The sequence below is a fragment of the Halpernia humi genome (assembly GCF_900108025.1).
GTDB lineage: Bacteria > Bacteroidota > Bacteroidia > Flavobacteriales > Weeksellaceae > Halpernia > Halpernia humi.
This window is the reverse complement of record NZ_FNUS01000007.1, coordinates 172,060-184,485: the sequence shown is the minus strand read 5'-3', so window position 1 is coordinate 184,485 and position 12,426 is coordinate 172,060. Positions and strand designations below refer to the sequence as shown.

General features: G+C 33.2%; 11 protein-coding genes. 8 read left to right on the top strand and 3 right to left on the bottom strand.

Features of this window, described 5'->3' with window-relative positions; all coding sequences use genetic code 11:
- The first annotated feature begins 161 nt into the window (after positions 1–161).
- Positions 162–971 carry a 3-deoxy-8-phosphooctulonate synthase gene (kdsA, locus tag C4S29_RS13350; RefSeq protein WP_103914596.1) on the top strand — a complete coding sequence of 270 codons (810 nt, stop codon included), beginning with the start codon at positions 162–164 and terminating at the stop codon, positions 969–971.
- 454 nt (positions 972–1,425) lie between these two features.
- Here the strand turns inward: kdsA and C4S29_RS13345 are convergent, their stop codons facing one another.
- The 3 genes from C4S29_RS13345 to porX form a co-directional block, all read right to left on the bottom strand.
- Positions 1,426–1,899 (bottom strand): hypothetical protein, encoded by a 474-nt coding sequence (locus C4S29_RS13345; RefSeq protein WP_103914595.1) that lies wholly within the window; start codon positions 1,897–1,899, stop codon positions 1,426–1,428.
- A gap of 199 nt (positions 1,900–2,098) precedes the next feature.
- Positions 2,099–2,857: an exodeoxyribonuclease III gene (locus C4S29_RS13340; protein ID WP_103914594.1), complete on the bottom strand. Its 759-nt coding sequence runs from the start codon at positions 2,855–2,857 to the stop codon at positions 2,099–2,101.
- Between the two features lie 626 nt (positions 2,858–3,483).
- Complete coding sequence (porX, locus tag C4S29_RS13330) at positions 3,484–5,028, bottom strand: T9SS response regulator signal transducer PorX (protein WP_103914592.1); 1,545 nt, start codon at positions 5,026–5,028, stop codon at positions 3,484–3,486.
- Positions 5,029–5,289: 261 nt separating this feature from the next.
- Here porX and C4S29_RS13325 point away from each other — a divergent pair, with 261 nt between their 5' ends.
- The 7 genes from C4S29_RS13325 (at position 5,290) to sucD (ending at position 12,411) form a co-directional block, all read left to right on the top strand.
- On the top strand, positions 5,290–6,504 hold the full coding sequence (locus tag C4S29_RS13325) for an HD domain-containing protein (protein ID WP_103914665.1): 1,215 nt from the start codon (positions 5,290–5,292) through the stop codon (positions 6,502–6,504).
- Positions 6,505–6,561: 57 nt separating this feature from the next.
- Positions 6,562–7,593, top strand: a complete 1,032-nt coding sequence (lpxD, locus tag C4S29_RS13320) for a UDP-3-O-(3-hydroxymyristoyl)glucosamine N-acyltransferase (RefSeq protein WP_103914591.1) — start codon at positions 6,562–6,564, stop codon at positions 7,591–7,593.
- Positions 7,586–8,983 carry a bifunctional UDP-3-O-[3-hydroxymyristoyl] N-acetylglucosamine deacetylase/3-hydroxyacyl-ACP dehydratase gene (locus C4S29_RS13315; RefSeq protein ID WP_103914590.1) on the top strand — a complete coding sequence of 466 codons (1,398 nt, stop codon included), beginning with the start codon at positions 7,586–7,588 and terminating at the stop codon, positions 8,981–8,983. Before lpxD ends, C4S29_RS13315 begins: the two co-directional genes overlap by 8 nt.
- A 6-nt stretch (positions 8,984–8,989) precedes the next feature.
- Positions 8,990–9,778: an acyl-ACP--UDP-N-acetylglucosamine O-acyltransferase gene (gene lpxA, locus C4S29_RS13310; RefSeq protein WP_103914589.1), complete on the top strand. Its 789-nt coding sequence runs from the start codon at positions 8,990–8,992 to the stop codon at positions 9,776–9,778.
- Between the two features lie 34 nt (positions 9,779–9,812).
- Positions 9,813–10,376, top strand: a complete 564-nt coding sequence (gene efp, locus C4S29_RS13305) for an elongation factor P (protein ID WP_103914588.1) — start codon at positions 9,813–9,815, stop codon at positions 10,374–10,376.
- Positions 10,377–10,548: 172 nt separating this feature from the next.
- Positions 10,549–11,454, top strand: coding sequence for a UDP-3-O-(3-hydroxymyristoyl)glucosamine N-acyltransferase (locus C4S29_RS13300; protein ID WP_103914587.1), 906 nt, complete (start codon positions 10,549–10,551; stop codon positions 11,452–11,454).
- Between the two features lie 84 nt (positions 11,455–11,538).
- On the top strand, positions 11,539–12,411 hold the full coding sequence (gene sucD / locus C4S29_RS13295) for a succinate--CoA ligase subunit alpha (protein ID WP_103914586.1): 873 nt from the start codon (positions 11,539–11,541) through the stop codon (positions 12,409–12,411).
- Positions 12,412–12,426 lie beyond the last annotated feature (15 nt).

Here is a 12,426-nt window from a genome sequence, read left to right as displayed (position 1 = left end):
ATGGCTTAATTCCTTAATGGTAAAAATAAATTATAAATTTAAACAGGCTCTTATCTATTGCGATTGAAAAGGAGCAAATTGATTAAAAAAAAATCTATTTTCAGATTCGGGAATTTTTAAATAAACTTTAATTATTTTTACCAAACCAAATTTTAATAAAAATGATTCAATATTTAGAGAATATTCAGCATAAAAAGTCAAAAAATTTTTTCCTTATTGCCGGACCTTGCATCATCGAAGGTGAAGATATGGCTTTAAGAATTGCAGAAAAAGTGATTGAAATTACCAATAAGTATGAAATTCCATATATTTTTAAAGGCAGTTTTAAAAAAGCAAATCGCTCTAGAGTGGATAGTTTTACGACTATTGGCGAAGAAAAATCTTTAGAAATATTAAAAAAAGTAGGTGAAACTTTCAATATTCCGACTACCACAGATATTCATGAAAATGAGCACGCCGCTTTGGCGGCGCAATATGTTGATGTGTTGCAAATTCCTGCATTTTTGGTTCGGCAAACAGATCTTTTAATTGCAGCCGCTAAAACGGGAAAATGTGTTACGTTGAAAAAAGGGCAATTTCTTTCGCCCGAATCTATGAAATTTGCAGTCGAAAAAATGACCGATTCAGGTAATAAAAAAACCGCCATTATCGAGCGTGGAAATTCTTTTGGATATACAGATTTAGTTGTCGATTTCCGAGGAATTCCCACAATGAAAAATTTTGCACCCGTTATTCTTGATGTGACGCATTCTTTGCAACAACCCAATCAATCTTCTGGTGTAACTGGCGGAAGACCAGATTTAATTGAAACCATCGCAAAAGCAGGTATTGCAGTTGGCGCAGATGGATTATTCATAGAAACGCACCCAAATCCGGCAGTTGCCCTTTCCGATGGCGCAAATATGTTGCGATTGGATTTGTTGGAAGATTTATTGCAAAAACTTACTCGAGTTAGAGAGGCGATTATTTAGATTTTAAAATAGTTTATGTTTTCCACAGAATTTTAAACTTTAAAAAACCTAGTTTTCTTTCCTAGTAATTTTCATTTGTTAAGGATTAAAACCATCACAGGATTTTTTAAAAGTTTACATTTTCCTTATTTTTAACTTTCAAGGTTTTAAAAACCTTGAAGGTTCGGTTATTTTGCCAAAGTTTTTTAGCGAAGAGGTAGTAACTTTAATTTTGTCATCCTTGTCAAGGTTCAAAACCTTGACAAGGTTTATTGGGCTTCCACTTTGTCAAAGTTTTAAAGCGTCGCAATAGTAACTTTGACAAAGTTTTAAATTAATTATAATTTTATTTTTTACTTAAATTTCTTGCTATCTCTCACTTTGCCAAAGTTTTAAAGCGTCGCAATAGTAACTTTGACAAAGTTTTTTAGATACATATTAAAACTTTGAAACATTTGTATTCATTTTTTTTCTTTTAGGTTTCATAAGTATGTTCATCAATAATTTCCCACATATTATTCACTTTTGTTAATGAAATTTCTGAAGACATGCCTTGAAAACTATAATGTAATGAAACTTTAACCACATTTCCTTTTAGTTCTATTTTAGTAATTTCAAAAATATCACGTTGATTTACAGAAAGGAGATTCTTTTGATTTAATATAATTATTTTCTTATTTCTATATTTTAAATTCAGTTTAGAATTAATATTCTTATTTTCCGAATAAATATAAAATTCGCGTTTATGAAAGTACTGATTAATGTTTTTGAGATTTAAAATTTTTTGAAGTATTACTTCATAATCCTTTTCAGAAAGATTTTCTACAGAATTTTGAATCTGATTTTTTTGACTTGTATTTTTTGTGGAATCTTTACAATTCCAACAAATTCCTAAAAGTAATATTAAAACGATATATTTCATTTTTATTTCATCCTTGTCAATATTCATTGGATTTCCACTTTGTCAAAGTTTTAAAGCGTCGCAATAGTAACTTTGACAAAGTTTTAAATTAATTATAATTTTATTTTTTACTTAAATTTCTTGCTATCTCTCACTTTGTCAAAGTTTTAAAGCGTCGCAATAGTAACTTTGACAAAGTTTTTTGAAATATTGTTATTTCCATCCAAAATCTAAATTAAAATTCTCCTTAAATCTCCACCAAAATCGGGCAATGATCAGAATGCACGACTTCAGTTAAAATTTCTGCGGATTTTAATTTTTTAATTAAAGGTTTCGTTAAAAAATGATAATCCAAGCGCCAACCAAGGTTTTTACCACGAGAACCGGCGCGGTAACTCCACCAAGAAAATTTTTGTGTTTCTGGATGAACGTATCGGAAACTGTCTGTGAGATTACATTCTGCTAAAAATTTGGTCATCCATTCTCTTTCCATCGGTAGAAAACCAGACGTGTTTTTCAAACCTTTTGGATTGTGAATGTCTATTTCTTCGTGACAAATATTAAAATCTCCACAAATAATCAGATTTGGGATTTTTTTCTCCAATTCTTTAATATAGTCTAAAAAATCTTCGCAAAATTGCATCTTAAAATCTAATCTGTCGATATTTGTAGCGGAAGGAACATAGACCGAGATTACCGAAAAATCTTCAAAATCGGCGCGCATAATGCGGCCTTCATTGTCGTAACTTTCAATTCCACAACCGATTTCAATATGTTTTGGTGCAGTTTTACTGGCAATTCCTACGCCGCTGTAACCTTTTTTTTGCGCAGAATGCCAATAACTGAAATAGCCAGCTTTTTCTAAACTTTCAATATCAATTTGGTCGGTTCCGGCTTTGCTTTCTTGAATGCAAATTACATCTGGGTTTTCAATTTGCAGCCAGCCTAAAAAATTTTTTGTGAAGGCGGCTCGAATGCCGTTGACGTTGTAGGATATTATTTTCATTTTTCTATTTTATATGATTTCAAATTTACGAATATCTTTTGTACAAATTAATTTGTTCTTTTTTCTTGATAAAAAATAACCAAAAAATTATGACTGGAAACTCAACTAAAAAATAAATTTTTGCCCAAAATTTGACTCCTTACAAGTCGCCGAACCACTTTGTTGGGTTTCCAAAACTCGGGTGTAAATTTTGCTTATTTTCTGAGTTGTTATTTTTTTGCCGACAATCAAATGGTATTTCTCTGATTCATTAGATTAAAATAAAATATTGAAGCAAACAGAGGAATTTTTTAATGAATTAATATCAAATTTTCTTAAAGGTTCAGTTTTCGAGGTCAATTGTGCATGTTTATTTCGTTGTAATCTTCCCTTCGGAAAGTGAGAAAATCTTTCTTCAATAGCCGCGGCTGAAACGGCATCCTTTTTTGGCGCGATCCGCCAGAGGTGGAGATGCGCCAAAAAAGATAGAGTGGAAGACGGGACGGATTTTCAGAAAAGGCAGAATTGTGTTGCTCCTTATTTTCGAAAAAAAAACCTCTCCAATGGAGAGGGATTATTCTAAAAGCGCGAAAAATCTTCTGATTTTTCGCGCCTAAACCCAAAGAAAATAAACTATGAAAAAAAAACTATTTGGGTTCGAAAATACTAATTGGTATGATGCATTCTTCTAAAGAAATGCCGCCGTGTTGGTAGGTTTCTTTATAATAATTTACAAAATGGTTGTAGTTTTTCGGGTATGCTAAAAAATAATTTGTTTTTGCGAATATGTATTTTGAACTAAGGTTTCCTTTTGGTAAAAATAATTTTTCGGGATTCTCAACTGCCCAAACGTCGCTTTTTTCATAAGTTAAACTTCGCCCTGTTTTGTAGCGGATATTTGTTGATGTTTCTCGATCGCCAACTACTTTGCTTGGTTTTTTTACATAAATAGTTCCGTGGTCTGTTGTAAGCACCAACTTGAAACCGTTTTCTGCGGCTAGTTTTATAATTTTAATTAATGATGAGTTTTCAAACCAATGTTGCGTAAGTGCGCGAAAGGTTTTATCGTCTCTAATTAATTGATTTACAATGGTATTGTCGGTCTTTGCATGTGATAGAATATCTATAAAATTGTAAACAATTACCAATAAATCATTGCTTTTGTATTGGTTAAAATCATCTAATATTTTCTTTTCAAAGTCAGAATTTAAGATTTTTAAATATTTGATCGTCTTTGCAGAAAGCCCGAGTCGTTTCATTTGGTCTTCTAAAAATTCTTTTTCAAACTCATTTTTATTGCCTTCTTCATTATCATTAAACCATTTATCGGGGAATCTTTTTTCTATTTCGGAGGGCAAAAGTCCTGCGAAGAAAGAGTTTCTAGCATATTGTGTGGCTGTCGGCAGAATACTGTAATAGTAATCTTCTGAGGTTTTGTTGTAGTATTTTGTAAAAAGTGGCTCTATCATTTTCCATTGGTCGTAGCGCAAATTATCTACCATCAAGAGTAAAGTTTTACTTTTTTCTACCACAGGTTTTACTTTTTCTTTAAAAAGTGTGTGGCTCATTAATGGTTTGTCATTTGTATTTAACCAATCTTCATAATTATTTTCTATAAATTTTGAAAACTGGATATTGGCTTCTTCTTTTTGACTTTGTAGTAAATCTGCAAAATCATTATCGAAAACTTTGTCAAATTTTATTTCCCAAGCAAGGATTTTTTTATAATATTCTGCCCAATCTTTATAGGTTTTTAAATAAGACAGTTCCATCGAAAGATTTCGGAATTCTTGCTGATACTCGGAAATGGTTTGCTGTTCTACTAAAGTTTCGCTTTGTAAATTTTTCTTCAAAGACAATAAAACTTGGTTGGGATTAATGGGTTTAAGCAAATAATCTGCGATTTGCGAGCCAATGGCTTGTTCCATAATATTTTCTTCCTCATTTTTGGTAACCATCACAATTTTTAAGGAAGAATCTTTATCTTTAATTAAAGGAATGGCTTCCAAGCCAGAAATTCCTGGCATGTTTTCATCTAAAAGTACCAACTGAAATTTTTCTTTTGCTAAAATTTCAAGCGCTTCATTTACATTATTAATGGGTTTCACCTCGTAGCCTTTGTTTTCTAAAAAAACTATATGTGGTTTTAAAAGATCCACTTCATCATCAATCCATAATATTTTGTTTGCCATCTATTTATTTTAAATTATTTCCTCAAAATTACAAGAATTTCTTCGTTTGAAATACCCAAAATATGCTATTTTAAAGTTAAATATTAGTTAATTCTTCAGATCTAAATCTATTTTTATAAAATTTATAGAATTATTTGGAATCATTTTCAAAATCTTTGAAAGACAATAAATTTAAAGTTTTTTTATTTTTCCTTTGTTTTTTATAATTAATGTAAATCGATTTCTTTTTTTAACTTTAAATTTGCCTTAATGAAAATTGAAATGACCAATAAATTAAAAATAATAAATGATCCGGTTCATGGTTTTATAAAAATTCCATACGAGATTTTATTTGATGTAATCGAACATCTTATTTTTCAGCGCTTAAGGCGAATTTCGCAAACTGGTTTATTAAATTTAATTTTTCCCGGCGCTACACATACGAGATTTCACCACGCTTTAGGTGCGATGCATTTGATGTTTACAGCGCTCGAAAATTTAAAACTTAAAGGTGTTAAAATTTCCAAGGAGGAAGAAAAATCTGCACTTTTAGCGATTTTATTACACGATATTGGTCACGGGCCGTTTTCTCACGCGTTAGAAAATATTTTAATTGAAGATTGGCACCACGAGAAATTGTCTTTGTTACTTATGCAACAGTTGAATGAAGAGTTTAATGGCGAACTGACTACTGCAATTGAAATGTTTCAAGGGAAATATCCACGTAAATTTTTTAATCAATTAATTTCTTCGCAGATTGACGTTGATCGGCTAGACTATTTAAAAAGAGATAGTTTTTTTTCTGGCGTATCTGAAGGAAATATAAATACACAGCGCATTATTTCTATGATGAATGTTTCTGAGGATGAATTGGTGATAGACGCAAAAGGTATCTATTCTGTTGAAAATTATCTCACGGCCAGAATGTTTATGTATTGGCAGGTTTATTTTCATAAAACGGCTTCTTTGGCAGAACATTTTTTAGTTAAAATTCTAGAGCGGGCAAAATATTTATCTTCCGAAGGCATCGATTTACCAGCTTCAGAAAATTTAAAATATTTTCTGAATAGAAATCCACTTTCAAAAACAAGTAAGGATGACATTGCAAGATTCACCGAACTTGATGACTATGACGTTTTTTTAAGTATAAAAATTTGGACCAAATCTCCAGATTTTTTATTGTCTTACTATTGTAAATCTATTATCGAGAGAAATTTTCCTAAAACAATAATTTCTTCCAAACCGTTTTCAGAAGAATTTATTAATGAAAAAATTAGAAAAGCAAATCAATATTTTAAAATAGAAAATGGCCACGAAATGCTAGGTACAATAAAAAGAATTTTATTGCCTTATGATGCTGAAAATCAGTCTATTTATTTGCTTAATAAAGATGGAAAAAAAGTAAAATTAGAAGAATCTGAAAATCAAATTTTGTCTTCATCAATCTCACAAGCGAAGACCAAATATATTCTATATTTCCCACGAGAAATTGGATAATAATTTTGGATTCATTAAATATTTCAATAAAAGAGTTTTTTATTATCTTTGCAGGATATGGAATTTACAGCAGCGCAAATCGCAGGCATTATTGGCGGCAAAATTATAGGAGATGAAAACGCCGGTATAAATGGTGTCTCACCTATAGAAAATGGGGTAGAAGGACATCTATCTTTTGTGGCACAAGAAAAATTTTCCGATTATTTACAAAATTCACTATGTTCTGTACTAATTGTATCAGAACATTTACTGAAAGAACAATCATACAAACCCACGATAATTTCAGTTGAAAACGCCTATCTTTCATTTCAAATTTTAATGAATTTGTACCAAGAAATGCAATCTAAAAAATCTGGCATCGAAGAAGGATCAACCATTCATCAAACTGTAAAATTGGGCAGCGATATTTTTATTGGTGCTCATACCTACATTTCAGAAAAAGCAATTATTGGCGATTCTACACAAATTTATCCGCAAGTTTTTGTAGGTAAAAATGTTAAAATTGGTAAAAATTGTAAAATATATAGTGGTGCAAGAATTTATGATTATTGCGTGCTTGGCGACAATTGTATCGTTCATTCCAATACAGTAATTGGTTCCGATGGATTTGGTTTTCAGCCTACAGAAAAAGGTTTTGAGAAAATACCACAACTGGGAAATGTTATTATTGAAAATAATGTAGAAATTGGTTCAAATTGCAGTATAGATCGCGGAACAATTGGTCCTACGCTTATTGGTGAAGGAACAAAAATTGATAATTTAATTCAGATTGCACATAATGTGAAAATTGGAAAGCATAATGTGATTGCTTCGCAAACGGGCATTGCTGGCTCTTCTACAGTCGGGGATTGGAATATGATTGGCGGACAAGTTGGAATTGTAGGACATGTAAAAATAGGCAATCAAGTAAAAATACAAGCACAAAGCGGAATTATTAGCAATGTGAAAGATGGTGAAGTTTTATACGGATCACCTTCAATGAACGCCGGAGAATACAGAAGAAATTATGTGCATTTTAGAAATTTTGCAGATATTGTAGAAAGAATAAATAAATTAGAAAAAAACTCAAAAGATAGTACGAATGAGTGATAAGCAAAAAACCATAAACGAAGAAGTTACACTTTCTGGCATTGGTTTGCATACAGGAAAAGAAGTGAACGTTAATCTAAAACCTGCCAAAGAAAACACAGGTTTTGTCTTTGTCCGTACAGATTTGGAAGGCAACCCACAAGTTGAGGCCGATGTTACTTATGTTACCACAACTGATAGAGGCACCACTTTAGAGAAATTGGGCGTTAAAATTCATACTTGTGAACATATACTTGCTGCTTTAGTCGGTATGGATGTAGACAACTGCTATATAGAAATGAACAATGCCGAACCACCAATTATGGATGGCTCCTCAAAGTTTTTTGTGGAAGCCATAGAAAAAGTAGGCGTAGTAGAGCAAAGTGTGGATCGAGAATACTTGGTGGTAAAAGAAGTTTTGAGTTATGTAGATGCGCAAACTGGCTCCGAAATTACAATTATTCCATCCGATCATTATGAAGTTACAACAATGGTGGATTTTGGTACCAAAGTTTTAGGAACTCAAAATGCTTCAATAAAGGATATTTCTGAATTTAAAGATGAAGTCGCAAATGCAAGGACTTTCAGCTTTTTGCACGAATTAGAAATGCTTTTAGATAACGGTTTAATTAAAGGCGGAGACATCAGCAATGCAATTGTTTATGTTGATAAAGAATTAACGCCAGAAACCACAGAAAAACTTAAAAAAGCATTTGGAAAAGATAAAATTGCCATCCGACCAAATGGAATTTTAGATAATTTAACATTAAATCACCCAAATGAAGCCGCAAGACACAAACTTTTAGATGTTGTGGGAGATTTAGCTTTAGTTGGTGTTAAAATTAAAGGAAAAGTAATTGCCAATAAGCCAGGGCATCACGTTAATACTCAGTTTGCAAGAAAACTTTTTAGGCAATGGAGACTTCAAAAAAAGAAGAACGTTCCAGATTTTGATTTAACGAAACCTCCTGTTTTTGATATTAACGGAATTATGCGCTTATTGCCGCACAGGCCGCCATTCTTATTAATTGATAAAATTTTAGAGTTATCGGATAATCATGTTGTTGGTTTGAAAAATGTCTCCATGAATGAACCTTTCTTTCAAGGGCATTTTCCAAAAGAACCAGTTATGCCAGGTGTTCTGCAAGTAGAAGCAATGGCGCAAGCAGCAGGGATTTTAGTTTTAGCGAGCGTGCCAGACCCCGAAAATTATTCTACTTATTTTATTAAAATTGATAAAGTAAAATTTAAGAAAAAAGTAGTTCCAGGTGACACTATTATTTTTAAAATCGAATTGTTAGAACCTATTAGACGCGGCATTGTTCACATGCAAGGTTATGGGTATGTAGGAGACAGCGTAGTTGTAGAAGCAGAACTAATGGCGCAAGTTGCCAAAATGAAACAAGATTAAAAGCCTATGATCCATCAATTAGCAGTTGTAGATAAAAGAGCAAAAATTGGTAAAAATGTTGTAGTAGAACCTTTCACAAGCATTGCGCCAGATGTAGAAATTGGTGATGGTACTTGGATAGGGCCGAATGTCACCATAATGGATGGTGCTAGAATTGGCAAAAATTGCAAAATTTTTCCCGGAACTGTTATTTCTGCAGTTCCACAAGATCTAAAATTTGATGGTGAAATCACACAAGTCATAATTGGTGATGGAACTACATTAAGAGAATGTGTAACCGTAAACCGCGGTACCAAAGCCTTGGGCTACACCAAACTAGGAAAAAATTGCCTTATAATGGCTACTTCTCATGTTGCGCACGATTGTCTAATTGGTGATAACGTTATTATTGCAAATGGCTGTGGAATAGCAGGACACGTAGAAATTGGTGATTTTGTAATTATGGGAGGACTTTCTGCAATACAACAATTCGGCAAAATAGGTAAACATGCCATGATTTCTGGTGGCTCACTCATTAGAAAAGATATTCCACCTTACGTAAAAGTTGGAAGAGTTCCAATTTCTTACGCAGGAATTAATTCTGTCGGCCTAAGAAGAAGAGGCTATAGCAACGAGAAAATCTTCGAGATTCAAAAAATTTATCGCGCCATATTCCAAATGAAACTTAATGTTTCACAAGCCGTGAGTTATATAGAAAAAGAAATGCTTCCAACTTTGGAACGCGATGAAATTCTAACATTTATACAAAATTCACCTCGCGGAATTGTAAAAGGATACGGAAGCGGTAAAGAATAAATTGAAAAATTAAATAAAATATTAAAAAAAATAAATGGCAACAAGCGGCGATATTAGAAAAGGTCTTTGCATTGAATTTAACAATGACATATTCAAAGTAATAGAATTTTTGCACGTAAAACCAGGTAAAGGTCCAGCATTTGTGCGCACAAAATTAAAAAGTGTAACCAACGGAAAAGTTCTTGAAAATACATTTTCTGCAGGCAATAAAATTGATGAGGTAAAAGTAATCACCAGAAAATTTCAATATCTCTATGATGACGAAAACGGTTTTCACTTTATGAATAATGACGATTATTCGCAGATTTATATTGATAAATCCATGATCGAAAATTCTCAGTTTATGAAAGCCGGGGAAGAAGTAACCATCATTTTAAAAGAAGCAGATGAGTCTCCACTTTCCGCTGAAATCCCGCCAACTGTATATTTAGAAGTAACAGAAGCCGACCCAGGCATTAAAGGAAATACCGCAACCAACGCTTTGAAAAGAGCCGTATTAGAAACTGGTGCAACGGTAAATGTACCCTTATTTATAGAGCCAGGCGACAAAATAAAAGTAAATACGGAAGATGGTAGTTACTTGGAACGTGTAAAATAAAAGTCATTGCGAGAGAACAGAAACAATTTGTTGGAAGTAGTCTAAACTCTTTTGGGCAGACATTTCCGCCTTCCGTTCCCGCTTTCGCCGCGGCGGAGAGCTCCACTCAAGTCGGGCTGCAAATACTACAAAAAACAAAATTTATCGTAAGTTTAATCTTATACTGCAAAAAATGACTTTCAACAAACCTCAAACTTTAAAATCCATTGCAGAATTAATTCACGCAGAATTTGTCGGCGCAGAAGATTTTCCTGTTTTTGGTTCTAATGAAATTCACCGAGTAAAAGCCGGCGAAATTGTATTTGTAAACCACCCAAAATATTACGATAAAGCGTTAAATTCAGACGCAACTATCATTTTAATAGATAAAAAAGTTGAAGCGCCCGAAGGAAAAGCACTTTTAATATCGGATGATCCGTTTCGGGATTTTAATTTAATAAATACCCATTTCACCTCGCCAAATCCTTTCTTAAAAGAACTTCATAATTTTGAAGTCGGCGAAAATACACACATCCACAAAAGCGTAGTAATCGGTAATGATGTAAAAATCGGAAATAACTGCACTATTTATCCAAACGTAGTTTTGGGAGATAGAACGCAAATTGGCGACAATTGCATCATTCAATCCAACACAGTTTTGGGTGGAGATGCCTTTTATTATAGAAAATTAAACGGAGAATATGATAGGATGATTTCTGTTGGAAACGTTATTTTAGAAGACAACGTCGAAATTGGAAATAATTGCTGCATCGATCGTGGCGTAACAGATTCTACCATTATAAAAAAAGGTTCAAAACTCGATAACCTAATTCAAATTGGGCACGATACTGTGCTCGGCGAAAGAACTTTAGTGGCTTCAGGAGTTCTCATTGCAGGTTGCTGCACTATTGAAGAAGATGTCACCATTTGGGGGCAAGTCGCGATGGCTTCGGGGAAAAGAGTAGGCAAAGGCGCAATAATTTTAGGGAAAACAGGCGTGAATAAAGATTTAGAAGGTGGCAAAACCTATTTCGGCCAATTGGCGGAAGAATTTCGAGATTATTTAAAAAAAGAAATAAAACTAAAGAATTTAAAATAAAACCTTCTAATATTTTACTTTCGGTTATTATTAATTAAATTTGTGAAAATTGATTTTAAAACTAAAAAATATAAAAATTAAAAAATGTCAATATTAGTAAACAAAGATTCTAAAGTAATTGTGCAAGGTTTCACGGGAAATGAAGGAACATTTCATGCCGGACAAATGATTGATTATGGCACCAACGTCGTTGGCGGCGTTACGCCCGGAAAAGGCGGATCCGAACATTTGGGAAAACCAGTTTTTAATACCGTAGCTGAAGCCGTAGAAAAAGCACACGCTAATGTAAGTATAATTTTTGTTCCGCCAGCATTTGCAGCAGATGCCATAATGGAAGCAGCAGAAGCAGGAATTAAAGTAATTGTTTGCATCACTGAAGGAATCCCGGTGGAAGATATGGTGAAAGTAAAAAATTATATTTCTAATAAAGATTGCCGTTTAATCGGGCCAAATTGCCCAGGAATTATTACCTCTGACGAAGCAAAAATTGGTATTATGCCAGGTTTCGTTTTCAAAAAAGGAAAAGTGGGTATCGTTTCAAAATCTGGAACGTTAACTTATGAAGCTGCAGATCAAGTGGTGAAAGCAGGTTTTGGTGTTTCTACAGCAATCGGAATTGGCGGCGATCCAATTATCGGAACAACTACAAAAGAAGCGATAGAAATGTTTATCAACGATCCAGAAACTGAAGCCGTTGTTATGATTGGCGAAATTGGCGGAAACTTAGAAGCAGAAGCTGCAAAATGGTATTCAGCAAGCGGTTCTAAAAAACCAGTAGTTGGTTTTATTGCTGGCCAAACCGCACCAAAAGGTAGAACGATGGGGCACGCAGGTGCAATCGTTGGCGGTGAAGATGATACTGCGCAAGCCAAAATGGAAATTATGAGAAAAAATGGAATTCATGTGGTAGATTCTCCTGCAGATATCGGTAAAACAGTTGCCAAAGTTTTAGCATAACATTAAAATCACAAA

Coding starts and splice junctions, on each gene's coding strand:
- lpxA (WP_103914589.1), top strand. CDS start 8,990: ATGATCCATCAATTAGCAGTTGTAGATAAAAGAGCAAAAATTGGTAAA.
- C4S29_RS13340 (WP_103914594.1), bottom strand. CDS start 2,857: ATGAAAATAATATCCTACAACGTCAACGGCATTCGAGCCGCCTTCACA.
- C4S29_RS13315 (WP_103914590.1), top strand. CDS start 7,586: ATGAGTGATAAGCAAAAAACCATAAACGAAGAAGTTACACTTTCTGGC.
- sucD (WP_103914586.1), top strand. CDS start 11,539: ATGTCAATATTAGTAAACAAAGATTCTAAAGTAATTGTGCAAGGTTTC.
- lpxD (WP_103914591.1), top strand. CDS start 6,562: ATGGAATTTACAGCAGCGCAAATCGCAGGCATTATTGGCGGCAAAATT.
- porX (WP_103914592.1), bottom strand. CDS start 5,028: ATGGCAAACAAAATATTATGGATTGATGATGAAGTGGATCTTTTAAAA.
- C4S29_RS13345 (WP_103914595.1), bottom strand. CDS start 1,899: ATGAATATTGACAAGGATGAAATAAAAATGAAATATATCGTTTTAATA.
- kdsA (WP_103914596.1), top strand. CDS start 162: ATGATTCAATATTTAGAGAATATTCAGCATAAAAAGTCAAAAAATTTT.
- efp (WP_103914588.1), top strand. CDS start 9,813: ATGGCAACAAGCGGCGATATTAGAAAAGGTCTTTGCATTGAATTTAAC.
- C4S29_RS13300 (WP_103914587.1), top strand. CDS start 10,549: ATGACTTTCAACAAACCTCAAACTTTAAAATCCATTGCAGAATTAATT.
- C4S29_RS13325 (WP_103914665.1), top strand. CDS start 5,290: ATGACCAATAAATTAAAAATAATAAATGATCCGGTTCATGGTTTTATA.